Source organism: Arthrobacter sp. fls2-241-R2A-200, assembly GCF_030209745.1.
Lineage (GTDB): Bacteria > Actinomycetota > Actinomycetes > Actinomycetales > Micrococcaceae > Arthrobacter.
This window is the reverse complement of the sequence record NZ_JARVRJ010000007.1, coordinates 164,435-188,962: the sequence shown is the minus strand read 5'-3', so window position 1 is coordinate 188,962 and position 24,528 is coordinate 164,435. Positions and strand designations below refer to the sequence as shown.

Here is a 24,528-nt window from a genome sequence, read left to right as displayed (position 1 = left end):
CCATGACTGCCATCCAAACTGAAACTGCTGCTGTTTCGCCGGACACCACGGTGGAGCATGTGCTCACCCTTGACTGTCCCGAAGGCCCCGGCATTGTGCACGCCGTGTCCGGCTTCCTGCTGGAGCACGGCTGCGACATCATCGACAACAAGCAGTTCGGCGACCGCGCAGAAGGCCACTTCTTCATGCGCGTGCACTTCGCGTCCGCCGGCGATTCCTCCACGCTGGATGAATTGCGGAATGCTTTCGCTCCGGTGGCCGAAAAGTACGGCATGTCATGGCAGCTGGAACGCCAGGGCTACAAGCGCAAAGTGCTGATCATGGTGTCCAAGTTCGGGCACTGCCTCAACGATCTCCTGTTCCGCGCCCGGATCGGCGAGCTGCCCATTGATGTGGTGGGGGTGGTGTCGAACCACACCGATCATCAGGGCATTGTGGAGTGGCATGGGATTCCGTTCTTCCACGTGCCGGTCACGGCCGCCACAAAGCCCGCCGCCGAGGGGCGCCTGCTGGAAATCATTGACGAACTGGACGTGGAACTCATTGTGCTGGCCCGGTACATGCAGGTCCTCAGCGATCACCTGGCCCGGAAGCTCGACGGCCGTGCGATCAACATCCATCACTCATTCCTGCCCAGCTTCAAGGGTGCCAAGCCTTACCACCAGGCTTATGCGCGGGGAGTGAAAACCGTAGGCGCCACTGCGCATTACGTGAACGGCGAGCTGGATGAAGGACCCATCATCGCCCAGCAGGTGGTGGAGGTGGACCACACCTTCGGACCGGATGATCTGGTAGCCGCCGGACGGGATACCGAGTGCAAGGCGCTGAGTAACGCGGTTCGCTGGCACTGCGAGGGCCGGATCATCCTGAACGGGAACCGTACGATCGTGCTGAAGTAGGCCCCTCAGGACCTACAACCGCGCCAACTTCGTTGCCAGGTGGAGTCCGGCCAGCCGGCCGGTTCCCCTGGGGTCGCCCCCACAGAGCTCGAAGATCTTCTGCAACCTGTGGTGCATGGACTGCCGCTCCAGGTGCAGTTCGCGCGCCGCCTGTGCAGTGTTGCACCCGGTATCCAGCCACACTGTCAGCGTGCGGAGGAGCTCGGACCGCCTCAGCCGGTCATGTTCGACGACGGCCCCCAGCTGACGCTGAACGAACGAGCCCCGGGAGGCGACGTCCAGGTGTTCCCCGGCAAGCCGCTCCACGGCGTAGGCTTCAGCGTCCACCAGGCTGCCTTCGTCCCCGGCCATATCAAGGCTGCGGCGCGCTTCAGCCAGGGACCACGGTGCCTCATCGATGCCATTGCCAAGGGGCCCCACGGCAATGGCTGATCCGGCGGGCAACGCCAAACCCCGCAGCCCCGCCACCAAGGCAGCGCGCGTCGATGTGCCACCGCTGAGTGAGGCAAGCGCGATCAGCTCCGCGTTGTTGGCATAACTGGCGCTGTGGGACACGACTTCGCGCATCAACGCATCCAAACCGGCTCGAAGATGCCCGGCCCGTGCAGACCGGATCACCACGGCAGCGACGGGCCCATCAACCGAAAAGCCCGACGCCGGCCCCAGTTGCCGGAGTTGCCACGTTTGGCTGCCCGAATTGATGGCGCGCATCAACTCAATGCCAGCCAATTCCTTCAATCCCGGCGGCATCCGTTGCAACAGGGCCAGGCCAAGGATGTCCACGGACCTCTCGCCTGCCACGCGCGCAAGGCCGCTGTCGCCGTCGTCGGGCACTTCCAACTCGAGGCGGGCGGCCAGCACGCCGCGGACCGGGACATCAACGGTGGTGACCGTCCCGCCCGCGCCGGGTCCAGCGGCCGCCCCGAGGGTAATGCCCGACGGCGAGACGAGCCTTGCGCCAGCCCCGGTGGTTTCCGCCAAGACAGCCAGCAGTTGATCCAGCCCGCCGCCGTGGGCCAGCTCGGCAGCCATGGCATGGCTGGCCTGATCGCCGCGCTGGAGATGCTCCACTGACTCGCTGACCAGGAGTGAGTTGATTTCCTGCATCACGGCAACGAACGGGACAACGTGACGGAGCTCGATGATCGGCAGCCCGGCGGACTGGGCGACCTCCAACATTTCGGCGGGGATGGCCGGCAGGGCTGGGCCGGTTTCCAGAGCCAGGGCCGCGATGCCCCGGGCGGCCAGCCCCCGGACATACTCGACGCGGCGTTCCGCCGGTTGACCCGCGAGCGCTTGGCCCCCGCTCAGGAGCAGTTCCCCGCCACGCAGCAGCGGCGCGATGTCCAGGACCTCGCTGGAGTGAACCCAGCGGACGGGCCTTGTAAGGGCGCCGTCTGCCGCGCACATGATGCGGGGATCCGCACCTTGAAGGGTTTCACTGTTCAGGGCTTGCCCAAGCAGAATTGACATGACACTCCGTAAGCTGTGACCGGTGTTTCTTTAGACACATCGTATCTTGTTGCTGTGATCTGGGGCACATAGCCTTAGGGGGTCCCTTTCACATACGGAGGCTCTCCCCATGCAAGACAACCTCTCTCCTGCGTCACCAAGTTTTTCCCAACACAGCCCAGCTTCCCAACACAGCCCTTCCTCCCAAGACAGCACAGCGCAGTCAGGTCCGGCAATGGCGCCGGGCCATGACAGCGAAGCCTGGCTCCAACCCATCCCCGAATCAGACCGCACCCGCAAGGTCTCCGGCCAGTTCTGGATATGGGCTGGCGCCAACCTCGCGCCCATCAACTGGGTGCTCGGGGCGCTCGGAATCAACCTCGGACTCGGGTTCGCGGACACCGTGACCGTCCTGGTCCTGGGAAACCTGATCGGCATGCTGCTGTTCGGCTGCTTCGTGCTCCTGGGCCAAAAGACCGGCGCCACCGGCATGGTCCTGGCGCGTGCGGCGTTCGGGCGTCGCGGCAACTACTTGCCGGCTGCCATCCAGGCGCTCCTGGTGATCGGCTGGTGTGCCGTCAACACGTGGATCATCCTGGACTTGGTCATGGCCCTTTTCGGAACGCTCGGCTGGGTGGATCCCACCGCCCACAACTACGCCTGGAAGATCGGCGTCGCCACGGTGATTATGGCAGCACAGGTGGCGATCGCCTGGTTCGGCTACAAGGCCATTGCCGCCTTTGAGAAGTGGACAGTTCCGCCAACCATCATCATCCTTGCCGTGATGTCAGCCGTCGCGTGGTTCGGCATGAAAATCGACTGGGGCTACCCCGGCCCTGCCGGACACATCCTGGCCGGACCTGACCGGATTGCCGCAATGAGCGCCGTGATGACCGCCATTGGAATCGGTTGGGGAATCACCTGGTTCACCTACGCAGCAGACTACTCACGCTTTGTGAGTACCTCGGTTCCCAAGCGCAAGGTCTACCTCGCATCTGTTCTGGGCCAATTCATTCCCGTTGTATGGCTCGGTGTCCTCGGCGCAAGCCTGGCAACGAACAGCGGCGAGATTGATCCCGGCAAACTGATCGTGCAAAACTTCGGCGCCATGGCACTGCCCGTGCTCCTTCTTGTACTGCACGGCCCGATCGCCACGAACATCCTCAACATCTACACCTTTTCGGTGGCCACGCAGGCGCTGGATATCAACATCAACCGCCGCAAGCTCAACCTCTTCGTGGGCGTCTTCTCACTTCTTGCTGTGGTGTTCTTCATCTTCCAGGAAGACTTCGCCTCCGTACTGGATGCTTGGCTGATCGGGCTCGTTGCCTGGGTAGCTGCGTGGGGCGGCATCATGCTGGTGCACTACTTCTGGCTCGAGAAGCGCTGGCCCGCCAAGGTCGACCGGCTCTTTGATCCGATCGGTACGCGCCGGCTCCCCGTCGTCAACTGGGCAGGAATCACCTCCCTGGTCCTTGGCATCTTCGCCACCTGGCTATTCATGTATGGGCTGATTCCCATCATGCAAGGCCCCATTGCGGTGGCTTTGGGCGGCTGGGACCTCTCATGGCTGGCCGGCGGACTCACCAGCGCCGGAGCCTACGCACTCCTCGGGCCGCGGGCCCACCGGAAGTTCCTGCGTGCCGACGCGAACCACGTTTCAGTCACACCGCCAACGCCGGCAACACCTGGCTCACCGGCCGTTCCGGAAAGGACCACAGCATGAACCATCCCGCATTCGCCGATTCGCTGCACCCGGTTGTATGGCCGGAAGGCTTCAAAGCCGCAGCCTCCTTCACCTTCGACGTCGATGCCGAGTCCTGCACCATCGCCCATGATCCCGCAAGCACGCGGCGGATGTCCCTCATGAGCCATCAGTCCTATGGGCCCAAAATCGCCGTCCCGCGGCTCCTCCAGATCCTGGACCGCCAGGACATCAAGGGAACATTCTTCGTTCCCGGGTTCACGGCTGACAGCTACCCCGACGTCGTCCGCAGGATCGCGGACGCCGGGCATGAGATCGCCCACCACGGCTACCTCCACGAGCCCATGCAGGGCATTGATGCGGCCACCGAAGCCAGCTACCTCGATCGCGGCCTGGAGGCGCTCGCCCGTGTGGCCGGCGTGCGGCCGGTAGGTTACCGGGCACCCTGGTGGGAACTGAACTGGCAGTCCCCGGCCCTGTTGGCGGACCGCGGCTTCCTCTACGATTCAAGCCTGCTCGACGGCGATGCCCCTTACCGTATGGCGGTCGCCGAAGATGACTCCCGGGACATCGTGGAGATTCCTGTCGACTGGGCATTGGACGACTGGGAGCAGTACGCGTTCTACCCCGGCGTAACCGGCAGCGGCGTGATCGAGAACCCGGCCAAGGCCTTGGCAATGTGGACCCTGGAGGCCCAAGCCCACCACGCCCAAGGCAGTTGCTTCGTACTGACCAACCATCCGTTTATCTCCGGTAGGCCGTCACGCGCGGTGGCCCTGGAACAACTGATCGAGCGGGTGAAAGACCTTGAAGGAATGTGGGTCACCACGTTGGCGGAGATCGCGGGGCACACCAAGTCCACTGTGCAGGAAGTTCACACGCACGCCCGGATCGATGTGCCGCTGTTCCCGGGCGCCGGAGCAACATTCCGCCCGGCTCAAGTCAGCGTTCCTTCACTTCGCTAACCAATCCGGGCTTTAGCCGGTCACGGCGTGGATCCACACACCGATGATCCACGTACTCGCCGCGGCGCAGGCAAGGCCAAACTCCACCAGTATTCCGACGCCGGTGGCCTTCAGCGCCGCACCGCTCGACCGGAGCGCAGCCCGGAAGTCACGGGTGCGTTGGACTTCGCTGAGCAACAAACCAAGGGCGAAACCAATGAAGAGGCCCAGCACCGGAATCACGAACATCCCCACGACCGCCAGCGCAACACCGATCAGCACCGACCTGTTGGGAACGCCGTGCTGCTTGAGCCTGCGACCAGTTAAGACAGCGCTTGAAGCCATCCCGGCAACCACAAACACCATGCCGACTGCGAAGACAATCCAGCCTAGTGGGCCGGCACCGCCCCAGATGGCCCAAGCCAGCAGGCTCGCACCGATGAGCATGCTGCCTGGCAGGACAGGGATGATGACTCCGGCCACGCCCACCGCAATGGCCAGGCCGCACAAGATCGTCACCGCGAGTTCGGCATTCATGGGCCCAGTCTACGGTCGGGAAAGGCTGGCTCTGTTCTTCAGCAGGACAAACGGCGACGCTCCCCAGCGGGGGCGTCGCCGTCGTCGGTCTTGCTTGTAGCGTTAGGCGTCCGCCGCCGAGGCGGCTGCGGCGACCGCAGCGGTGACGGCGGGTGCCACGCGGGCATCCAGCGGGCTGGGCACGATGTAATTTGCGGACAACTCCTCGGCAGCCAGCTCAGCGATGGCGTTGGCGGCAGCGATCTTCATGGCCTGGGTAATACGGCGGGCGCCAGCGTCCAACGCGCCGCGGAAAATGCCGGGGAAGGCGAGGACATTGTTGATCTGGTTCGGGAAGTCACTCCGGCCCGTGGCAACCACGGCTGCGTACTTCTGCGCGACCTCGGGAAGAACTTCCGGGTCCGGGTTGGACAGGGCGAACACGATCGACTGATCGTTCATCAGCTTCAGGTGCGCTTCGTCGACCTTCGAGGAGGAAACGCCTACGAAGACGTCGGCCCCCGTGAGGCCTTCCCCAGGGCCACCGCTCACGCCGCGGGGGTTGGTGCGCTGGGCCATCCGGGCCTTCACACTGTGCGGATCGGCAACGAGGTCTGCGCGCTCGGCGTTGACCACGCCCTTGGAGTCGAGCAAGATGACGTCCTTGATTCCAACAGCAAGCATGATTTCTGCGATGGCGATGCCTGCGGCACCTGCGCCGGAAACAACAACCTTCAAGCCGGCCAGCTCGCGCTTGGTCACCTTGGCGGCGTTGGTCAGGGCTGCAAGAACCACGACGGCGGTGCCGTGCTGGTCATCATGCATGACGGGGCAGTCGAGTGCTTCAATGAGCCGCTCTTCGAGTTCAAAGCAGCGGGGTGCGGAGATGTCCTCGAGGTTTACCGCACCGAAGCTCGGGCGGAGTCGTACCAAAGTCTCGATGATCTCGTCGACGTCGGTGGTGTTGAGCACCAACGGGATGGAGTCCAGGTCGCCAAAAGACTTGAACAGCGCGGACTTGCCTTCCATGACTGGCAGGGAAGCGCTGGGGCCGATGTTGCCAAGGCCCAAAACGGCGGTGCCATCGCTGACCACCACAACAAGGCGCTCTGCCCAGGTGTGTGTGCGGGCAAGTTCGGGGTTGGCGTGGATGGCGCGGCTGACTTGGGCCACACCGGGGGTGTACGCAATGGAAAGGTCACGCTTGTTATTCAGCGGAACGGTGCTGGAAATACTGAGCTTGCCGCCTTCGTGGGCTGCAAAAATCTCTTCTTCGCTCAGTACCAGGGCGTCATTATCAGTTGCAATTGTCTCGATGGACACGTCTTTGTCTCCTCAGGCTAGCCGTGGACCCACGGCATGATTCGGGCAGGAACAGAACTGCGGTAGCGGGCCAAGGGTGACTGGCCCGGCGTTGCTTCTGCAGATAAGGGGGCTGCTAGCCGCTTCGGTGTCTCCAGCCTAAGGAGTTGCAACGGGGACAAGATTCAATACCAACAGAGATGATTCGAGAGTAAAACGATTAACCATCGGTTAGTGTGACGTGCTTCATGCAGGTTTCGTTAGTTGCGAGCCCCGGCGCTAGCTGGCGGTAAGCAGCGTGCAGGCCCTCTTCAGGTCCTTCTCGGCTTCGAACAGCGAAAGCCGGCGGCAGCGGACAGCCTGGACCAAACCGCTGACCAGATGTAGCAGAATCCGAGCCCGGACGGCGTCGTTCGCGGTGTCCTTACTCAGGGAGCCAACCGCTTCGACGGACAGTGCGTCGATCTCCCGGAGCAACTGGGTAGTGTCCTCGTCCCTGCCTGCGGGGCGGATCAAACAATGTTCAACACCGGGTTGCATGACCCTTAGGTGGAAGATCTCCATCATCACACCGGCAAGGTCATGGCCCTTACCCACTCGCTTGCGCAACCCGTCCCGCAGTTCGCGCAGTTGTTGCCGGTACACGGCCAGCATCAGGTGGGCAGTGGAGGGAAAGTAGCGGTACAGCGTGCCAAGCGGAACGTCCGCCCGTGAAGCGACATCGGAGAGGCTTAACGTGTCGAATTGACGTTGGGCAAATCCCGCCGCGGTCTTCAAGATGCGGGCATAGCGCAATTGCTGTCGCGGCGTGGTGGGCGCGGCAGCCATGCGGGGCAAGCCCGTGGTCAGATCAAGGGAGTACGGTTCCAGTGAGTTCGGTGCGGTCATTTCCGGCGATCTTTTGGCAAGCTGACAAGGAAGCGGCGTGCTCGGTCCCAATGGACAGGGCTGGCCGATCGCATCCATGATACGGGAGCAAAGTGACCGTTTCCTGAGAGCAGCCAGGTCGGTCCGGCCATTGGCCATGCCGCTGCCCGCGATCGCTTCGTGCCCCACATACACTTCATGAAGACTCGACCCCAACCACGCCACCCCCTAGGGAGCCATTCCGGGTTTATCCCTGGCTGGTTGGATACACACAGGAGGAACAGCATGGGAACACTTCGACGCCGGATGGCAGTCGCGCTTCTCGCAGCGGTCGTCACTGCCATGGCAATCAGCCCATTGCCGGCGTCGGCGGCGCCCAGCGGTCCCGATCCCGTGGTCACCGGTACCGCGATCGTGGGCCAGACGCTGGGCACCGTGATCGGCCCCTACACCTTCTACGGCTGCGGCGGCGGAACAGGACCGGATTTCACCATTTACTGGACGCGTGACGGGTTCCTGGTGGCGGGTGAAACCGGCCGCACGTATGTCCTCCGGCCCGGTGACGCAGGCTCCCGCATGGCTGCCCACGTGTCTGCCAGCAGAACAGCGTGCAGCGCCGAAACGATCAACAGCGCCGAAACCAGCCCTGTCGGAGCAGCTAACCGGGCGAGCGGCTTCACCGGGCGGACCTTCGAACTCTTGGCCCGCGGAACTGACGGCACCCTCTCCCTGTTCGGCCGGACCGGCAAAGCGTGGGACGCCCCGCGCACCGTGGGATGGGGGTGGAACGGTTTCAACCTTGTGTTCTCGCCCGGTGATTTCAACGGCGACGGGAAGAGCGACCTGATCGCACGCGACGCTTCGGGAGTCCTCTACCTGTATCCCGGAGACGGAACGGGCGGATGGAAACCGGCGCAAGTCATCGGCACAGGGTGGGACGTTTTCGACTCCATCGTGAGTCCCGGCGACTTCAACGGGGATGGGTCCAACGACGTCCTCGCCCGCGGAAAGGACGGCACCCTCTACCTGTACCCCGGCAATGGTGCCGGGGGCTGGTTGACGCGCACCGTCGTCGGAACCGGTTGGGATGTCATGGACGCCATCCTGACTCCGGGAGACTTCAACGGGGACGGAAAGGTCGATGTCCTGGCGCGTGACCGAAATGGATATCTGTACTTTTACGGCGGCAATGGTGCCGGCAGCTGGACCCGGTCCTGGTTGATCGGTACCGGATGGGGTGCGCTGAAGTTCCTCGGGGCAGCCGGTGACTTCAACGGCGACGGCTTTGCGGACGTCTATGGCGTTGACGCCCAAGGCCGCTTGGTGAGCTACTACAGCGACGGCCGTACGGGCTGGAAAGGCTCTGAGGTCGTGGGCAACGGATGGGGTGGATTCACAGCAATCTTTTAGCAAAATCCCAGCCGCGGTACCATTAATCGCACAAAGTCTGGGGAGGACACCATGTTTACTTCATCACGCCCGACGTCCGGCGTGCGGCGCGTATTGGGAACTGCCGCTGCCATAATGGCTGCCGTTGTAACCGCCGTCGCATCTTCCGCCGCTCCCGCAGTGGCGACGATGAACCCGGAACCTCCGGTGATTCATGGCTCCCCCTTCGTCGGTTCCAAGCTGACCGTTGAAATCGAACAGGGCTCCTTCAGTGGCTGCGGCGCTGCTGCCGGGCCGGACTACAGCATCTACTGGACACGCGACGGCGTCACCGTTTCCCGGCAGTGGCCGAACTACGTCGTCACGGAGGATGACCAAGGAGCAACAATTGTCGCCCACCTCGTGGCCAGCCCGAACCGTTGCGACCCCGTCGAGGTCGCCAGCGCAGAAACCGCACCTATCTCGGCCTCCAACCGGGCCAACGGTTTCACTGGCCGGGGTGCGTTCGAATTGCTGGCCCGACGCCAAGACGGCACCCTGCTGATGTACGCACGGGTGGGCGGCAACTGGGAGTCTCCCCGCACCATCGGACCCGGCTGGAACGGATTCAACACCATTCTCTCCCCCGGCGACTTCAACGGCGACGGTACCAATGACATCCTGGCCCGCGATGCGGCGGGCCGCTTGTTCCTCTACCCGGGAACCGGCAACGGCGGTTTCCAGGCCGGCCGTCAGGTAGGCAGTGGATGGAACAGCTTCACGTCGATCGTTTCACCGGGCGACTTTGACGGCGACGGCAACAACGACGTCCTGGCCCGTGATGCCAACGGCGTGCTCTACCTCTACCCGGGCGACGGACACGGCGGGTGGCTCACCCGTTCGGTCGTGGGCACGGGATGGAATGTGGTCAATCAAGTGGCCACTCCGGGCGACTTCAACGGTGACAACACCGTAGATATCCTCGGCAGGGACACGTCCGGCAGCCTGCGCCTCTACCGTGGCAATGGTTCCGGTGGCTGGGGCGGCATGAGCGTCATCGGCCAAGGCTGGGGTGGCATGTCCACCATTGGCGCGGCCGGTGATATCGATGGAAATGGGAACGTGGACGTCTACGCAGTGGACGGTTCCGGCCAGTTGCTCGCTTACTACGGGGACGGCGACGGCGGTTGGAACGGATCCGCGGCGATCGGCTGGGGCTGGGGCGGATTCAACGGGATCTTCTAGTTCCGCACCCGATTCCGGTTGTTTTCGGAGCGTAGGACGCTCCGGGGTGGAAATATTCTCAGGTAATACCCAGATTTCGATTCCTTAGCTGTACTCTCAAGTCATTTATACTCGCCGGCCATTCTGGCCGACCTGACTTGGGGGAATCCTTGGAGAGCACTTCACCTCGCCGTGTCCGCTGCATGCTTGCCACTTTGATGGCGAGCATCGTCTTGGTGGCGGGTCTCAGCGCCGCATCTCCTGCGACTGCCGACGCCACCACCTTCGCACCCACGACACTCCTGGGTACCGTGTTGCCGGCGCAGGCTGGCACGGGCGGGGCTGCCGCTTCCCGGTATGTCTTCATCAACTCCGCACCTCAACTACGGGGTGACGCAAGCGTGGGAGGACTCCTGACGGTCGATGTGTCCCTGACCAGGGCTTACGTCTCTCCGGCAGGTGGAACCCCGTCGATCTCGTATTCGTGGACCCGCGACGGAGCCGTCATGCCGGGAGTGACTGGCCAGAGCTATCGGCCGACTGCATATGATCTGGGGCACGTGGTGGCCGGTAACCTCACGGTTACTTACGACTCCGCGTCACAGACCACGGTCCAAGCAGCCAACCCCTTGAGGATCGCTGCAACCGCCCGCGAACGGGGCTTCAATGGAGATGGCACCATGGACATCTTCGCGCGCGATTCCTCGGGCAGGTTGCTGCTGTACCCCACCGACGGTCACGGTAACTGGCAACCTACCCAAGTCATCGGTTGGGGCTGGAACGCTTTCAACTTGCTCGTTTCTCCCGGTGACTTCGACGGCGACGGCACCGTCGATGTTATGGCGCGCGACAACCAAGGCCGGCTCTTCCTCTACCAAGGAAATGGTTCGGGTGGGTGGAAGCAAGCCTTCCAGATCGGGCAGGGCTGGCAGGGGTTTACGGACCTGATAGCACCCGGCGACTTCAACGGAGATGACACCAATGACATCATCGCCAAGGATTATGCCGGAAACATATTCCTCTACCCGGGCAATGGCCACGGTGGCTGGCTCGCACCCCAGAAAATCGGCCAAGGTTGGAACGGTCTCTCCGCCGTCGGTGCAGGCCATTTCTTCAGCAACGCGGATCTGGTTGTTCTTGGCCGCGACACTGCCGGAAACATCGGAGCCCACACGGGACACCGCAATGGCTGGTTCGAGGATTACGGCATGCCAGGCAGCTACGCCGGAAACATAGGTTGGGGCTGGGAATCCGTCTCCCGCTTCGGCGTGGCCGGAGACTTTAACGGCGACGGCGATCCGGACGTCTGGGGAATTGACTCCAGCGGCAGGTTAACGATGTACCTCGGGGACACGAGTGGATTTTTGAGCGCCGGAATCTACGGCTACCGGTGGAAGGGCTCCCCAGTAGTCGGCTGGGGCTGGGGCGCCTTCACCGGCGTCTTCTAGGCCTATCCCTACAGGCCTAGTCCACGCTCTTGATCTTCACCACGAACACCGCCCCCAACAGGCCTATGACCGCGGCGGCTATGTACAGGGAGACATAGCCGCCCCAGTAGGTGACGAACGGGAAGGCAATGAGCGGGGCGATCACCTGTGGCAGCGAGTTGGCGATATTGATGACGCCCAGGTCGCGGGCGCGGTCCGCCGCCGTCGGAAGGACCTGGGTGATGAGCGCGAAATCCACGGCGAGGTAGGCACCGAAGCCGATCCCCAGGACCACCGCGCCGGTCAGTCCGCCAGCCCACGTGGGCGCAAACGCCAAGATGAGGGAGGCGACGGCGATGATGACGGATGACGCTATCACCAGCGGTTTCCGCTTCCCCATCCTGTCGCTCAGCCGTCCCCCCAGCACGCTGGTGATGATCACCGTGATGGCATAGAGCCCCGTGAGGATAAGAACACCGAACGCGGGATCAATGTTCTCTGTTTCCCGCAGGTGCACGGCATCGATGAGGAAAAAGAGCAGGTACAGCGTGATCATGTGGTTTCCGGTGCTCACCAGCAGTCGGGTCATCCATGCCCAGCCAAAGTCCGGGTAGCGGGCCGGGGATATCCAGAACCCTTTGGCGAACGCCCCAAGCCTAAAGGGAGGGTGCGCAGTCACGGGGAGTTGGGGATCGTCGTTTTTGAAAAGATACAGAACGACGCCGGCCAGCAAGGCAGCGGCGCAGAGCCAGTAACCTACGGCGAAATTTCCAGCAACGACGGCGGCAATCACCGCGCCGAGCAGGATGCCGACGGTCTGTCCCATGGCGGCCAGACCTCCCACGGTTCCGCGCTGAGGCACAGGGACGCGGTCCGGCACAGCGGCCGTGATGGCCGCGTACATGGCATTGGCTCCTGCCTGGACCAGGCACCACAGAACCGTCATGACGGCCACGTTCGGAGCGCCTGCCAGCGCAACGAGCGCCGTCGCTCCCAGAATGGCGCCGACAACGACCCACGGAACCCGGCGGCCAAAGCGGGAAGCGGTCCGGTCGCTGAAAGCCCCGAACAACGGGTTTGCCACCAAGGAAACTACTGCACCGCAGCCGGTGACCAAGGCCAGGATCGCTTCCTTCTGCCCCTCGTCGAAGTGGGCAGCCTGCTGGCCCAGGAGCACTTGCAACGGCCCAAAGAACGCCGCGTTGATGCCCAGATTCACCAGGACGACGCCGGTGATCCACACCGCCCGGACTTTTTCTACTGGTTCCAGGAGCGCCGAAGCCGGACCATGACCGGGCTCGACCGGATGTGGTTCCGGCACGTCGGACTGGCTCATTGCTGGTTTCCCCCTATGTTCGACGATCCCGAACCATTCAATGACTGCACCCAGCCTAGCGGTGCGGCAGTGCGCCCCATTCAGTGCGCCCTCTTCGGCGACCTTCCTCCGGCGTCGTAAAGCTTGTGAAAAAGAATTAAGTACTTCCGGGAATCAAACTGGCATTAGGATAGTTACTGAAAGCAACTATCGTGCTTATTCCCCTCCCTGCCACCTTGGAGTAGATATGTCCAAATCCACGCCCGTCAGGGCCGCTGGTGAAGTGCTGACCCATCGTCAGACGCTTACCGTCATGGTAGGACTCATGCTCGGCATGTTCCTGTCATCCCTGGACCAGACCATCGTGTCCACGTCCATTTACACCATCGCCAACGACCTTGACGGATTGTCCCTCCAGGCGTGGGCCACCACGGCGTACCTCATCACCTCGACCGTCAGCACCCCGCTGTACGGCAAGCTCAGCGACATCTTCGGACGACGCCCGCTGTACCTCACGGCCATCGTGATTTTCCTTGCCGGCTCCCTCTACGCCGGCTCGGTCCACTCCATGACCGAACTGGCCGTGGCCCGCGGTATCCAAGGCCTTGGCGCCGGTGGCCTGCTGGCTCTGGCCCTGACCATCATCGGCGACATCGTCGCGCTGAAGGACCGGGCAAAGTACCAGGGCTACTTCATGTCTGTCTTCGGTGTCTCCTCCGTTCTGGGCCCTGTGATTGGCGGTGCCTTCGCTGGGGCTTCCAATATCCTGGGCTTCGATGGCTGGCGCTGGGTCTTCTTCATCAACCTGCCCATCGGCTTGGCGGCACTCGTGGTGGTCTTCCTCCACCTCCATCTGCCTGCCCGGCACGTCAAGCAAAAGATCGACTACTGGGGCGCGGCTGCCATCACCTTGGCCATCGTCCCCCTCCTCCTGGTCGCCGAACAGGGCCGCACTTGGGGCTGGTCCTCGGGTGGTTCATGGCTTTGCTACGGACTCGGCGTCGTAGGCATTGTGGCGTTCCTGCTGATCGAACGCGGTGCGGGCGACTACGCATTGATCCCGTTGCGCCTCTTCAAGAACGTGACCTTCGGGTTGTCGTCCCTGTTGAACTTCATCATCGGCGTGGGCATGTTCGGCGCTATCGCCATGCTGCCCATGTACTTGCAACTGGTTAAGGGGCTTACCCCCACCCAGGCAGGCCTGATGATGATCACGTTTACTGTCGGAATCCTGTTCGGCTCCATCACTGCCGGACGGACCATCTCCTCTTCGGGCGTTTACAGGGTCTTCCCGATCTTGGGCACCGCGATACTGGCAAGTGCAGCCGGCGTCATGGGCTTTGTCCTCGGAGTAGATACAGGCCTCTGGGTTCCTGGGCTGATCGCCGTCTTCTTTGGTGTGGGCCTTGGCTTCTGCATGCAGCCGCTCACCCTCGCAATGCAGGTCTCCGTGCCGCCGAAGGACATGGGAGTAGGCACGTCCACGGCCGCGTTCTTCCGGTCCATGGGCGGAGCAGTAGGCACGGCAGTGTTCATTTCCATGCTGTTCAGCACGGCTGCGGACAAGATCGCCAACGGCATGAAGACTGCAGTAGCCAGCCCGGACTACCTGGCTGTCATGCATGATCCGGCAGTCGCGGCGGATCCGGCCAACGCGAAGCTGTTTGCTTTCTTCAAGAACGGTGCCAGCAACGATTCCTTGAACGACACGAGCTGGCTGCACTCGGCAAACAGCACGCTCACCCGGCCGATCACAGAGGGCTTTGCCCAGTCGATCGACGTCGTCATGCTCACCGCTGCCGGCCTGATGATCGTCGCATTCCTGATCAGCTTCGCGTTGCCCAACAAGAAGCTCACGGACCCGAAGGCTGCTGCCAAGGACTCGGTCCCGGCCCACTAGGGAATCGCACAAAGGGTTTTTCTCCCCTGAACAAAGCGGCAGGCGGCCTACGGGCCGCCTGCCGCTTCTTCGTTGGTTCCGTGTGACTGGCAGTTGGTGGTACTCCATGCCACACTGTGTAGCGCGAGTGCGCCGGCATCCCAGCCGGAACAGCCAATGACGTCCCGCAGCCGCTTCCACAAGACCAGCCGTAGGGAGTCCCATGTCCACATCCAGTACCGAAGCCACTGCCCACGTTTCCCGGAAAGTGATTGGCTTGGCGGTCGCCGGTGCAGTGGGCGGCTTCCTTTTTGGCTTCGATTCCTCCGTGGTCAATGGGGCCGTGGATGCCATGAAAGCCCAGTTCGCCCTTGGCGAGGCTGTGACAGGTTTTGCTGTTGCCGTCGCTTTGCTCGGCTGCGCAGTTGGCGCGTACACGGCCGGTCGGGTGGCAGACCGCTACGGTCGCATCCCCGCCATGAAGCTTGGCGCGGTCCTCTTCTTGGTGAGCGCGGTGGGCACCGGGCTTTCCTTCGGCGTGTGGGACCTCATCTTCTGGAGGTTGGTGGGCGGCTTAGGCATCGGGCTCGCGTCTGTGATCGCCCCCGCTTACATCTCCGAGATTTCCCCGCGCCACGTCCGTGGGCGACTGGCCTCGCTCCAGCAGCTCGCCATCACCACAGGCATCTTCGCGGCACTGCTGTCCGACGCCGTTCTGTCCAACTCCGCAGGTGGGGCAGGGTCAGAGTTTTGGTTGGGTATTGAGGCCTGGCGGTGGATGTTCATCGCTTGCGCTGTGCCCGCCGCGGTCTACGGCTTGATCGCCTTCCGCCTTCCGGAATCCCCGCACTTCCTCGTCCTCAACGGCAAGGAGGACAACGCTCGGGAGGTTTTCGAGCGCCTCATTCCCGGTGACGACATAGAGCGCCACATCCGGGAAATCCGTGAGTCCATTCAAGAAGACAAGCTCTCCAGCAGGAAAGGCTCCCTGCGGGGCAAGCGGTTCGGCCTGCAACCGGTGGTATGGATCGGCATCATCCTGTCCGTCCTGCAGCAGTTCGTTGGGATCAACGTCATCTTCTACTACTCCACTACATTGTGGAAAGCCGTGGGCTTCCATGAGAAGGACTCGTTAACGATCTCTGTTGCCACATCGATCACCAACATCCTGGTGACGCTCGTGGCCATCGCCCTGGTGGACCGCGTGGGCCGCAGGCCCATCCTGCTCACGGGATCCATCGGCATGGCTCTTTCCCTTGGCGTGATGGCTTTGGCATTTTCATCAGCAACCGGTTCGGGAGCCAACATCAGCCTGCCCGGCGGTTGGGGCCCGGCGGCCCTGATTGCGGCAAACGTGTTCGTAGTGAGCTTTGGTGCGTCTTGGGGCCCGCTCGTTTGGGTGCTTCTTGGCGAGATTTTCCCCTCGCGCATCCGCGCCCGCGCTTTGGGCTTGGCGGCTGCGGCCCAATGGATCGCCAACTTCGCCGTCACACTCAGCTTCCCCGTGATGGCAGCGGGTTCGCTGCCCCTCACGTACGCCATGTACGCCGCGTTTGCAGCGGCGTCGTTCTTCTTTGTGATGTTCAAGGTCCCCGAAACGAACGGCATGTCATTGGAACAAGCCGAGACATTGTTCGTCCCTAAAGGCCGTAACGTCCCACCCTTGCCGACTACCACCGGCGACCAACACTAGAAAGCGCAGAGCGCGCTGCGAGATGGATCTCACAACGCGCTCTGCCGCTACTTGGTGGGGGTTTACACGAGATGCGGCTCGTGCGACTTCAGGTAGCTCCGGCCCCCGAAGGCGATAAGGATCGCGACCACCATGGCAACTGCGCCAGCGAAGAACGGCACCTGCGGGCCGAAGTGCTCGCCCAGCTGCGCCGCCATGAACGGGGCCAGCGCGCCACCCATCCAGCGCACGAAGTTGTAACCGGCGGAGGCAATGGGGCGGGGTGAATCCGAGACACCCATGGCCAATTCAGTGAAGATCGTGTTGTTGATCCCCAGCAGGGCGCCGGCCGCAACGACGAGCACGACGACGGCGGGCACCGAGTGCCCCGCTGCCAGGCCCAGCCCGATCAGGTCCAGCATGAGCACCGCAAGCGTTCCCGTCAGGACTTTGACCGCCCCGAAGCGCTTTTGGAGCGCAGGAGCCACAAACACCGAGAACACAGCAACGGCCACGCCCCAACCGAAGAACACTCCCCCGATGCCGTAGGCGTCCATGCCCAGGATGAAGGGCGTGAATGCCAAGATGGTGAAGAAGCCGTAGTTGTAGAACAAGGCACTGGCGGCGGTGGTACGCAGGCCCTTGTGGCCGAGGGCAAGGAGCGGGTCACGCAGACGCGATTTGGTAGCGGGTGCGGGAGTTTTGGGGAGCAACGCGAGGAGCGCGATGAAGGCCGCAGCCATCAAAGCAGCGGTTCCAAAAAACGGTGCACGCCACTGCCACCCACCCAACAGCGCGCCCAGCAGCGGGCCGAGTGAAATGCCCAAGCCAAGGGCGGCCTCGTAGAGAATGATCGCGGTTCCCGTACCACCGCTGGCCACTCCGACAATTACGGCCAGGGCCGTTGCTACGAACAGGGCGTTGCCGAGGCCCCAGCCGGCGCGGAAGCCCACCAGTTGCCCGACGCTGCCGGACAAACCGGACAAGGACGCGAACACCACGATGATCACCAGGCCGATCAGCAGCGTCTTCTTGCCTCCGATCCGCGAGGAGACGAAGCCACTGATCAGCATGGCCACAGCAGTGACCAGGAAGTAGCTGGTAAACAGGAGCGAGACCTGGCTGGTGGAAGCCTGGAGGTTCTTGGCGATGGCCGGGAGGATCGGGTCCACAAGGCCAATGCCCATGAACGCGAAGACGGCCGCAAGGGCAGTTGCCCACACCGCCTTGGGCTGCTTAAGGAACGAGGCTTTCTCGGCCTCAAGGGTGGATCCGGCGCTTGCTGAGGCGTCAGCCAGCTGGCGTGACATGAAAGGCTCCTTGTCGGTTTGCATCTAGTTTTGGAAGGCGCTGTTGAGTTTGCTGATGACGGGCAGCGCAGCTTCGAGCTGTTCGATTTCCTCGGTGCTTAGGTCTTGCAACAGCCCGGCGACCATGGCGTTACGGCGCTGGTTGGCGGAGTCGACGGCGGCACTCCCGGCGCCGCTGATGACCACCCGGACCGCGCGGGAATCATCCGCATCCGGCTGTCTGCCGACCAGTCCGGCACGTTCGAGCTTGATGATCTGTTCAGTGGCGCTTGGGACCCTGATGCCCAGGTTCTTGGCAATGTCCCCCACACGGAGGCCGCCGTCGTAAATCATCGATAACAGGCTGAGTTGCGCGGCAGTAAGTTCGCCCTCGGGGTCCAGTCGGCGGAACATATACACGCCTAGCCGGAGGGCTTCACGGAAGCCCTTGGCGAGTTCCAGAAGACGAGGATCAAAATTACCGTTCATACTTAGGTAGCCTAATAGTTAGGACCCCTAACAGTCAAGCCTTCAGAGTGTGAGCTTCATACCTTCATGGCTCGCCTCGAAACCGAGCCGCTCGTAGAACCGATGCGCCCCAACCCGCGACTTATCGGTGGTGAGCTGGACCAGCGTGCAGCCCCGCTGGCGGGCCTGATCGACGGCCCATCCAATCATGAGGGCCCCCGCACCCCGGCCCCGCAACGCCTCAGCCACCCGGACCGCCTCGATCTGCGCGCGCCAGGATCCTCCGCGCGAGAGGCCCGGGAGATAGCTGAGCTGGAATGTCGCGACCACCTGACCCCCGAGCTCGCCGACGATCAGGATGTGGGCGGGATCGGCGTCGATCGCCTCAAACGCCCGCTCATAGGGCTCCAAGTCATCGACGTTTTCGCGGGCCGCGCCTAGCTGGTCATCGGCAAGCAACTGGAGGATGCGTGGCAGGTCCGCCCGCACGGCGCGCCGGAGGCTGAAGATGCCGGAGCCGACGTCGACAGCCAGGAAGGAGGGCATGTCCGAAGAGTTGGTGGTCACCCTGACAGCATGGCACCTTTCGGGTTATCAGTATTGCTAAGTAGTGCTACCTAGTTTTACTATGTAGTGGTAGCTAGCACTACTGAGTAGCAAGGAGGTGTCCGATGGGCAAGCAAATGACCGAGATGCTCAAGGGCACACTGGAGGGCATCGTTTTAGCTCTCTTGACCGGAAACCCCGCCTATGGGTACGAGATCACCACCTCGCTCCGGGCACAGGGTTTCACCGAGATCGCTGAGGGCACCGTGTACGCGCTGCTGGTCAGGATCGAGCAAAAGGGCCTGGTGGACGTGGAGAAGCGACCATCCGAAAAGGGGCCGCCCCGCAAGGTGTACACGCTCAACGCCCGGGGTGAAAAAGAACTCAACGAATTTTGGAACACCTGGAGCTTCTTGTCCGAACGGCTTGAACAGCTCCGCAGGGAAGGAAACTGACATGGCGGCAAAGTGGATCGAGCTGGTGACCGGCTCGCTCGAACAGAAAAAGCAGTACAAGCAAGCCAAGGCCCGGATGGAAGCCCTCCCCCAGCCTTACCTCTCCGTGGCTACGGCGTTCAACCGCTACCTCATGTACTACGCCGGTGTCACCGAGGGCGACACTATGGTGCAGATGTTCTCGGATCTCGCGGATCTCTGGGAACGCGCCGCCGTCGACGGCACACCCGTCAGCGAGATCGTGGGCGAAGATCCCGTCGAGTTTGCCGAGAGCTTCGCTCAGGCCTACGGCGGCAAACGCTGGATTGATAAGGAGAAGGCCCGCCTCACTGAAGCAGTCGACAAGGCGAAAGAGGCTGAGTCATGACCACAACGGCTATCCACGTGCGCGGTTTGGAGAAGTCGTACAAAGATCTACATGTGCTCCGCGGCGTCGACTTCGAGGTGGCCTCCGGCACTATCTTCGCCCTCCTCGGCTCCAACGGCACCGGCAAGACGACGATCGTGAAGATCTTGTCCACGCTGCTGAAAGCCGATGCCGGTTCGGCCGCCGTCGAGGGTTTCGACGTCGTGGGCGAAGCCAGGCAGGTACGGGAGTCCATCAGCCTGACGGGGCAATTCGCGGCTGTGGATGAAATCCTGACCGGCAAGGAGAACCTGGTCCTCGTGGCTAGGCTGCGGCACGTAAGGAACCCCGGCCACGTTGCCGAGGACCTGCTGTCCCAGTTCGATTTGGTGGATGCGGGGTCCCGCAGGGTGGCCACGTACTCGGGCGGGATGCGACGGCGGTTGGACATCGCCATGAGCCTCATCGGCGACCCGAAGGTAATCTTCCTCGACGAGCCCACCACCGGATTGGATCCGGAAGCCCGCCTCGAGGTCTGGAAAATCGTCAAGAAGCTGGCCAACCAAGGGACCACGGTCCTGCTCACCACCCAGTATCTCGATGAAGCGGAGCAACTCGCGGACAGGATCGCCATCCTTCACTCGGGGCGCATCATCGCGAACGGCACCCTCGCCGAACTGAAAGGGCTGTTACCGCCGGCCAAAATCGAATACGTCGAGAAGCAGCCGAGCCTGGAGGACATCTTCCTGGCGCTCGTCGGCAACAGGGCGTCAGTGGGCGATAGGGCGTCAGTGGGAAGCCGGGAATCTGTGGAGGACATGTCATGAGCACTCACTTCTTCTCCGACACCTCAGTGCTGCTGGGGCGCTCGTTGCGGCATATCTTCCGCAGCGCGGACACCATCATCACCACTGCGATCACCCCGATCGCGATCATGCTGCTGTTCGTATACGTACTCGGCGGAGCCATCAAAGCAGGCACGGACAACTACGTGAATTACCTGCTGCCCGGCATCATGCTCATCGCGATCGCTTCCGGCATCGCCTACACCGCCTTCAGGCTCTTCATGGATTTGAAAAGCGGTATCTTCGAGCGGTTCCATTCCATGCCCATCTCCCGCTCCTCGGTCCTGTGGGCCCATGTGCTCACTTCCGTGATCGCCAACCTCCTCTCGGTGGTGATCATCGTGCTGGTGGGCCTAATGATGGGCTTCCGCACTTCGGCCGGTCCCTTGGCGTGGCTCTCTGTGGGAGGCATCCTGGTCTTGTTTACGCTCGCCCTGACCTGGGTGGCCGTGATCGCGGGACTCGGTGCCAGCACCATCGAAGGTGCCAGCGCCTTCTCCTATCCCCTGATCTTCCTGCCGTTCGTGAGCTCTGCTTTCGTGCCTACCAAGACCATGCCAGGACCGGTCCGCTGGTTCGCCGAGAACCAACCCGTTACCTCGATCGTGAACTCCATCCAGGACCTGTTTGCCCAGCGTCCGGTGGGAAGCGATCTCTGGATCGCCCTCGCTTGGTGTTTGGGCATCCTCGTCATCGCCTACGCGTTCGCCAATGCCGCGTACCGCCGCAAAATGGCCTAAGGCTGAGCTGAAAAAACTCCCCGACGGAGGCCAGCGAGCGCACTCGCTTCCCCGCCGGGGAGCTTCACGAAACACAAGTACCGGACGCCTACACTTCGGCTTGGCGGTCCTCTATGAGCTTCTTCACCGCCGGGAACAGCGGGTGCTCCGGCTTCAGTTCCGTCAAGCGTTCGACGGCGGCACCCGGCTCCAGCTCGGAAAGCAACTTGCCCAGCTCCACCGCCTCGACATCAGAGGCATCATCAAAGCGCAGCGCCGCAGACATTGCCGCGAGCAACGCCACAGGAGTGACGCCACGTTCGGCCAACTCCGCCGCAGGCCCGACGAAGCGCTCGTGGCGTCCCAGCTTCCGCAGGGGTGCCCGGCCTACCCGGATCACGGTATCCGGCAGGTAAGGGTTGCTGAAGCGGGACAGGATCTTCTGAACATACGCTTCCTGCTCCGCCTCGGCGAAACTGTGCTTGGCAACCAGGAGCTCCTTGGTTTCTTCCAGTACCGCCCGAACTTTGGCGGCCACGGAGGCATCGGCCATGGCGTCCGAAATTTTCTCCAGGCCCGCCTGGTAGCCGAAGTAAGCCGCGGACGCATGGCCGGTGTTGACCGTGAAGAGCTTGCGTTCGATGTACGGGCCGAGCTCGTCCACGAACGTCGCTCCCGGAATCACCGGTGCATTGTCCCCGAAGGGCGTGCGATCGATGACCCACTCGTAAAACGTCTCCACCGTGACGTCCAGGCCTTGGCCCGGAGCTTGGTTGGGAACGATTCGGTCCACGGCGGTGTTGGCGAACACGGCCACACCGTCCAGGTCGCCTGCCGAATCATCCCACGCAGCCCTGACCTCGGTGCGAAGAAGATCCGTGGCGTTGATCGCGTTCTCGCACGCCATCACCTGCAGGGGAGGCAACGATGTGGAACGGGCAGCCAAGCCGCGGGCGATGACCGGAGCCACGAACTTCAGGATGTGCGGGCCCACCGCAGTGGTGACCACATCCGCCGTCGAGATTTCCTCCACGACCGCAGCCTCCTGCGTTGCCGAGTTCAGGGCACGGAACCCTTCCACGGTTTTGACGGCAGGATTTTCGCCGACCTCGTGGACGTCATAACTTGCAGCCGAGGCCAACTGGCCGATCAGCGCATCAGCGACGTCAGCGAAAACCACCTCATAGCCGGCCTCGTGAAGCAGCAGCCCCACGAAGCCGCGGCCGATGTTTCCTGCCCCAAAATGGACTGCCTTCACTATGCGTTGACCTTTCCGAACAGTTCCAGGACTTCATCCACGGTGGTGGCTTCTTCCAACTGGGCCACCTGGGCTTTGTTGGTGAAGATCTTGGCAATGGAGGACAGGATGTGGAGGTGTTCGTTGTTGATACCGGCGACGCCGACCACGAACTTCACCTGCTTGCCTCCCCAATCGATACCCTCGGGGTAACGGATGATGGAAACGGCCGAGTGCTTGATGTGCTCTTTGGCATCGTTGGTGCCGTGCGGGATGGCAAGGAAGCTACCCATGTAGGTGGATACGGATTCCTCGCGTTCGTGCATGGCGTGGACGTAGCTCATGTCCACGGCACCACGGTCAAGGAGGAGTCGGCCGACTTCGTCGATGGCCGCGTCTCGGTCCCGGGCGGACCCGAGAAGCACCACGCTGTCCCTGAGCAGGATGTCCTTGCCTTCGACGCCAGCCGGTTCCGCGGCATGCGCTCCCTGATTGGCGGGTTCGGCCGGAGCCGTGGCTCCTGCGTCCTCGGAATTGCTGGTGCGCACCAGATCCACAATCTCGTCGTACCTAGGGCTGTTCATGAAGTTGTCCACCGAGAAGTGCATGGCACTGGAGGTCCTCGGCTGGGCCCGTTCGGTCAGGTCTTGGTGAGTAACCACGACGTCGTAAGTATCGCTCAAGTTGGCAATCGCGGAATTGGTCACCTTGACCTCCGGGAAGCCGGCGGCCTTGATCTTGTTGCGCAGGACCGATGCACCCATGGCGCTCGAACCCATGCCGGCATCGCAAGCGAACACGATGTTCTGGACGGGGCGGGTGAGGACGTTGCCATCACGGCCCGCGGCCCGCTCACCAACCAGTGCCGAGGAAACCGAGCTCTTCTTGCCCTTCATGGCTTCCATGCGGGACGTGGCTGCCGTCAGGTCGTCGTCGCCCTTGTCTTTGGAGGTGCGCAGGATCACCGACGCGATCAGGAAGGAAACCGTGGCGGCGAGGATGACCGCCAGGATGACGCCGACATAACTGTCACGCGAGGTCTGGGCGAGGACGGCGATGATGGAACCTGGTGCAGCCGGTGCCACGAGGCCTGAGTTGGTGATGGCCAAGGTGGCGATACCGGTCATGCCGCCGCCAATGGCGGCCAGGATCAGGATCGGCTTCATCAACACGTACGGGAAGTAGATCTCGTGGATCCCACCGAGGAAGTGGATGAGCGCCGCGCCGGGAGCCGACGCCTTGGCAGCACCACGGCCGAAGAACATGTACGCCAGCAAGATGCCAAGGCCCGGGCCGGGGTTGGCTTCGAGCAGGAACAGGATGGACTTGCCGTGATCCAGGGACTGTTGGATGCCCAGCGGCGTCAGGACGCCGTGGTTGATGGCGTTGTTGAGGAAGAGTACTTTGGCGGGCTCAATGAAAATGGATGTCAGCGGCAGCAAGCCGTTATCCACGAGGAACTGGACCACGTTTCCAGCTACGGTGGTGAACAACTTCACAACAGCTGACAGACCATAGAAGCCGCCGAGGGCCAGCGCGGCGCCCCAGATTCCAGCGGAGAAGTTATTCACCAGCATCTCAAAGCCGGGACGGATCTTGCCGTCCCACAAGCGGTCGAGCTGCTTGATGGTCCAACCACCCAGTGGTCCCATGATCATGGCACCGATAAACATCGGGGAGCTGGTTCCCGCGATGACGCCCATCGTCGCGATGGCACCCACCACGCCGCCGCGGACGTCGTAGACCATCCGGCCGCCCGTGTAAGCAATCAGCAGCGGGAGGAGGTACGTCACCATGGGCCCGACGAGGCCCACGTTAGGGGCACCATCGGCGTTAGTACCGAAGCCACCCAGGGCGGCTACGGGTATCCACCCCTTTTCGATGAACAGGGCCGTGATAAGGCCCCAGGCAATGAACGCGCCGATGTTGGGCATGATCATGCCGGAAAGGAATGTTCCGAACTTTTGGACGCCAACGCGCACGCTGGTGCGGGGCTTCGCAACGGTCTCTGTTGCCATGTGAATTCCTAACGTGTGTCCCGCTGCGGCGCGGG

At 62.6% G+C, this 24,528-nt stretch carries 22 protein-coding genes; 12 read left to right on the top strand and 10 right to left on the bottom strand.

The features are described from left to right. Positions 1-2: 2 nt before the first annotated feature. On the top strand, positions 3-899 hold the full coding sequence (gene purU, locus QRN42_RS08550) for a formyltetrahydrofolate deformylase (RefSeq protein WP_284978819.1): 897 nt from the start codon (positions 3-5) through the stop codon (positions 897-899). Positions 900-911: 12 nt separating this feature from the next. On the opposite strand, the gene QRN42_RS08545 is transcribed toward purU, so the two are convergent. Next, positions 912-2,372, bottom strand: coding sequence for a PucR family transcriptional regulator (locus QRN42_RS08545; protein WP_284978818.1), 1,461 nt, complete (start codon positions 2,370-2,372; stop codon positions 912-914). Positions 2,373-2,481: 109 nt separating this feature from the next. On the opposite strand from QRN42_RS08545, the gene QRN42_RS08540 reads away from it, so the two are divergent. Beyond that, positions 2,482-4,077, top strand: a complete 1,596-nt coding sequence (locus tag QRN42_RS08540; protein ID WP_502869485.1) for a purine-cytosine permease family protein — start codon at positions 2,482-2,484, stop codon at positions 4,075-4,077. Continuing rightward, positions 4,074-5,021: a polysaccharide deacetylase family protein gene (locus QRN42_RS08535; RefSeq protein ID WP_284978816.1), complete on the top strand. Its 948-nt coding sequence runs from the start codon at positions 4,074-4,076 to the stop codon at positions 5,019-5,021. The genes QRN42_RS08540 and QRN42_RS08535 overlap by 4 nt, the downstream gene beginning before the upstream one ends. 12 nt (positions 5,022-5,033) lie before the next feature. Here QRN42_RS08535 and QRN42_RS08530 read toward each other — a convergent pair whose 3' ends face one another. The 3 genes from QRN42_RS08530 to QRN42_RS08520 form a co-directional block, all read right to left on the bottom strand. Further along, the gene (locus QRN42_RS08530; RefSeq protein ID WP_284978815.1) at positions 5,034-5,537 is read right to left on the bottom strand and encodes a DUF456 domain-containing protein; all 504 of its coding nucleotides are present in this window, start codon (positions 5,535-5,537) and stop codon (positions 5,034-5,036) included. Between the two features lie 102 nt (positions 5,538-5,639). Then, positions 5,640-6,839 (bottom strand): NAD(P)-dependent malic enzyme, encoded by a 1,200-nt coding sequence (locus QRN42_RS08525; protein ID WP_284978814.1) that lies wholly within the window; start codon positions 6,837-6,839, stop codon positions 5,640-5,642. Between the two features lie 258 nt (positions 6,840-7,097). Further along, the gene (locus QRN42_RS08520; protein ID WP_284978813.1) at positions 7,098-7,706 is read right to left on the bottom strand and encodes a TetR/AcrR family transcriptional regulator; all 609 of its coding nucleotides are present in this window, start codon (positions 7,704-7,706) and stop codon (positions 7,098-7,100) included. Between the two features lie 264 nt (positions 7,707-7,970). Here QRN42_RS08520 and QRN42_RS08515 point away from each other — a divergent pair, with 264 nt between their 5' ends. The 3 genes from QRN42_RS08515 to QRN42_RS08505 all read left to right on the top strand — a co-directional run bounded on the left by QRN42_RS08515 (position 7,971) and on the right by QRN42_RS08505 (position 11,725). Then, on the top strand, positions 7,971-9,095 hold the full coding sequence (locus QRN42_RS08515; protein ID WP_284978812.1) for an FG-GAP repeat domain-containing protein: 1,125 nt from the start codon (positions 7,971-7,973) through the stop codon (positions 9,093-9,095). A 51-nt stretch (positions 9,096-9,146) separates the two neighbouring features. Further along, a complete protein-coding gene (locus tag QRN42_RS08510; RefSeq protein ID WP_284978811.1) occupies positions 9,147-10,298 on the top strand; it encodes an FG-GAP-like repeat-containing protein in 1,152 nt (383 codons plus the stop codon). A gap of 182 nt (positions 10,299-10,480) precedes the next feature. Next, positions 10,481-11,725 carry an FG-GAP repeat domain-containing protein gene (locus QRN42_RS08505; protein ID WP_284978810.1) on the top strand — a complete coding sequence of 415 codons (1,245 nt, stop codon included), beginning with the start codon at positions 10,481-10,483 and terminating at the stop codon, positions 11,723-11,725. Between the two features lie 16 nt (positions 11,726-11,741). Here QRN42_RS08505 and QRN42_RS08500 read toward each other — a convergent pair whose 3' ends face one another. After that, complete coding sequence (locus QRN42_RS08500) at positions 11,742-13,040, bottom strand: MFS transporter (RefSeq protein WP_284978809.1); 1,299 nt, start codon at positions 13,038-13,040, stop codon at positions 11,742-11,744. A 226-nt stretch (positions 13,041-13,266) separates the two neighbouring features. Here QRN42_RS08500 and QRN42_RS08495 point away from each other — a divergent pair, with 226 nt between their 5' ends. Continuing rightward, the gene (locus tag QRN42_RS08495; RefSeq protein WP_284978808.1) at positions 13,267-14,919 is read left to right on the top strand and encodes an MDR family MFS transporter; all 1,653 of its coding nucleotides are present in this window, start codon (positions 13,267-13,269) and stop codon (positions 14,917-14,919) included. A gap of 202 nt (positions 14,920-15,121) precedes the next feature. Continuing rightward, the gene (locus tag QRN42_RS08490; RefSeq protein ID WP_284978807.1) at positions 15,122-16,591 is read left to right on the top strand and encodes a sugar porter family MFS transporter; all 1,470 of its coding nucleotides are present in this window, start codon (positions 15,122-15,124) and stop codon (positions 16,589-16,591) included. 62 nt (positions 16,592-16,653) lie between these two features. Here QRN42_RS08490 and QRN42_RS08485 read toward each other — a convergent pair whose 3' ends face one another. The 3 genes from QRN42_RS08485 to QRN42_RS08475 are packed head-to-tail and all read right to left on the bottom strand — an operon-like array spanning position 16,654 to position 18,873. Beyond that, a complete protein-coding gene (locus QRN42_RS08485) occupies positions 16,654-17,880 on the bottom strand; it encodes an MFS transporter (RefSeq protein WP_284978806.1) in 1,227 nt (408 codons plus the stop codon). Between the two features lie 24 nt (positions 17,881-17,904). After that, complete coding sequence (locus tag QRN42_RS08480; RefSeq protein WP_284978805.1) at positions 17,905-18,348, bottom strand: MarR family winged helix-turn-helix transcriptional regulator; 444 nt, start codon at positions 18,346-18,348, stop codon at positions 17,905-17,907. Positions 18,349-18,390: 42 nt separating this feature from the next. After that, a complete protein-coding gene (locus QRN42_RS08475) occupies positions 18,391-18,873 on the bottom strand; it encodes a GNAT family N-acetyltransferase (RefSeq protein ID WP_284978870.1) in 483 nt (160 codons plus the stop codon). A gap of 125 nt (positions 18,874-18,998) precedes the next feature. On the opposite strand from QRN42_RS08475, the gene QRN42_RS08470 reads away from it, so the two are divergent. The 4 genes from QRN42_RS08470 to QRN42_RS08455 are packed head-to-tail and all read left to right on the top strand — an operon-like array spanning position 18,999 to position 21,259. Beyond that, a complete protein-coding gene (locus tag QRN42_RS08470) occupies positions 18,999-19,328 on the top strand; it encodes a PadR family transcriptional regulator (RefSeq protein WP_284978804.1) in 330 nt (109 codons plus the stop codon). Position 19,329: 1 nt separating this feature from the next. Next, positions 19,330-19,695: a DUF1048 domain-containing protein gene (locus QRN42_RS08465; RefSeq protein ID WP_284978803.1), complete on the top strand. Its 366-nt coding sequence runs from the start codon at positions 19,330-19,332 to the stop codon at positions 19,693-19,695. Continuing rightward, positions 19,692-20,501 carry an ABC transporter ATP-binding protein gene (locus QRN42_RS08460; protein WP_284978802.1) on the top strand — a complete coding sequence of 270 codons (810 nt, stop codon included), beginning with the start codon at positions 19,692-19,694 and terminating at the stop codon, positions 20,499-20,501. Before QRN42_RS08465 ends, QRN42_RS08460 begins: the two co-directional genes overlap by 4 nt. Further along, positions 20,498-21,259: an ABC transporter permease gene (locus QRN42_RS08455; RefSeq protein WP_284978801.1), complete on the top strand. Its 762-nt coding sequence runs from the start codon at positions 20,498-20,500 to the stop codon at positions 21,257-21,259. Before QRN42_RS08460 ends, QRN42_RS08455 begins: the two co-directional genes overlap by 4 nt. A gap of 88 nt (positions 21,260-21,347) precedes the next feature. Here QRN42_RS08455 and QRN42_RS08450 read toward each other — a convergent pair whose 3' ends face one another. Together QRN42_RS08450 and QRN42_RS08445 are read right to left on the bottom strand one after the other, a co-directional pair. Then, positions 21,348-22,496 carry a mannitol-1-phosphate 5-dehydrogenase gene (locus QRN42_RS08450; protein WP_284978800.1) on the bottom strand — a complete coding sequence of 383 codons (1,149 nt, stop codon included), beginning with the start codon at positions 22,494-22,496 and terminating at the stop codon, positions 21,348-21,350. Next, positions 22,496-24,493, bottom strand: coding sequence for a PTS mannitol transporter subunit IICBA (locus QRN42_RS08445; RefSeq protein ID WP_284978799.1), 1,998 nt, complete (start codon positions 24,491-24,493; stop codon positions 22,496-22,498). The genes QRN42_RS08450 and QRN42_RS08445 overlap by 1 nt, the downstream gene beginning before the upstream one ends. Between the last annotated feature and the right edge of the window lie 35 nt (positions 24,494-24,528).

Excerpts from the sequence above, each read along its gene's own strand:
- purU (WP_284978819.1), top strand. The coding sequence starts at position 3 with ATGACTGCCATCCAAACTGAAACTGCTGCTGTTTCGCCGGACACCACG.
- QRN42_RS08545 (WP_284978818.1), bottom strand. The coding sequence starts at position 2,372 with ATGTCAATTCTGCTTGGGCAAGCCCTGAACAGTGAAACCCTTCAAGGT.
- QRN42_RS08540 (WP_502869485.1), top strand. The coding sequence starts at position 2,482 with ATGCAAGACAACCTCTCTCCTGCGTCACCAAGTTTTTCCCAACACAGC.
- QRN42_RS08535 (WP_284978816.1), top strand. The coding sequence starts at position 4,074 with ATGAACCATCCCGCATTCGCCGATTCGCTGCACCCGGTTGTATGGCCG.
- QRN42_RS08530 (WP_284978815.1), bottom strand. The coding sequence starts at position 5,537 with ATGAATGCCGAACTCGCGGTGACGATCTTGTGCGGCCTGGCCATTGCG.
- QRN42_RS08520 (WP_284978813.1), bottom strand. The coding sequence starts at position 7,706 with ATGACCGCACCGAACTCACTGGAACCGTACTCCCTTGATCTGACCACG.
- QRN42_RS08515 (WP_284978812.1), top strand. The coding sequence starts at position 7,971 with ATGGGAACACTTCGACGCCGGATGGCAGTCGCGCTTCTCGCAGCGGTC.
- QRN42_RS08510 (WP_284978811.1), top strand. The coding sequence starts at position 9,147 with ATGTTTACTTCATCACGCCCGACGTCCGGCGTGCGGCGCGTATTGGGA.
- QRN42_RS08505 (WP_284978810.1), top strand. The coding sequence starts at position 10,481 with ATGCTTGCCACTTTGATGGCGAGCATCGTCTTGGTGGCGGGTCTCAGC.
- QRN42_RS08500 (WP_284978809.1), bottom strand. The coding sequence starts at position 13,040 with ATGAGCCAGTCCGACGTGCCGGAACCACATCCGGTCGAGCCCGGTCAT.
- QRN42_RS08495 (WP_284978808.1), top strand. The coding sequence starts at position 13,267 with ATGTCCAAATCCACGCCCGTCAGGGCCGCTGGTGAAGTGCTGACCCAT.
- QRN42_RS08490 (WP_284978807.1), top strand. The coding sequence starts at position 15,122 with ATGTCCACATCCAGTACCGAAGCCACTGCCCACGTTTCCCGGAAAGTG.
- QRN42_RS08485 (WP_284978806.1), bottom strand. The coding sequence starts at position 17,880 with ATGTCACGCCAGCTGGCTGACGCCTCAGCAAGCGCCGGATCCACCCTT.
- QRN42_RS08480 (WP_284978805.1), bottom strand. The coding sequence starts at position 18,348 with ATGAACGGTAATTTTGATCCTCGTCTTCTGGAACTCGCCAAGGGCTTC.
- QRN42_RS08475 (WP_284978870.1), bottom strand. The coding sequence starts at position 18,873 with ATGCCCTCCTTCCTGGCTGTCGACGTCGGCTCCGGCATCTTCAGCCTC.
- QRN42_RS08470 (WP_284978804.1), top strand. The coding sequence starts at position 18,999 with ATGGGCAAGCAAATGACCGAGATGCTCAAGGGCACACTGGAGGGCATC.
- QRN42_RS08465 (WP_284978803.1), top strand. The coding sequence starts at position 19,330 with ATGGCGGCAAAGTGGATCGAGCTGGTGACCGGCTCGCTCGAACAGAAA.
- QRN42_RS08460 (WP_284978802.1), top strand. The coding sequence starts at position 19,692 with ATGACCACAACGGCTATCCACGTGCGCGGTTTGGAGAAGTCGTACAAA.
- QRN42_RS08455 (WP_284978801.1), top strand. The coding sequence starts at position 20,498 with ATGAGCACTCACTTCTTCTCCGACACCTCAGTGCTGCTGGGGCGCTCG.
- QRN42_RS08445 (WP_284978799.1), bottom strand. The coding sequence starts at position 24,493 with ATGGCAACAGAGACCGTTGCGAAGCCCCGCACCAGCGTGCGCGTTGGC.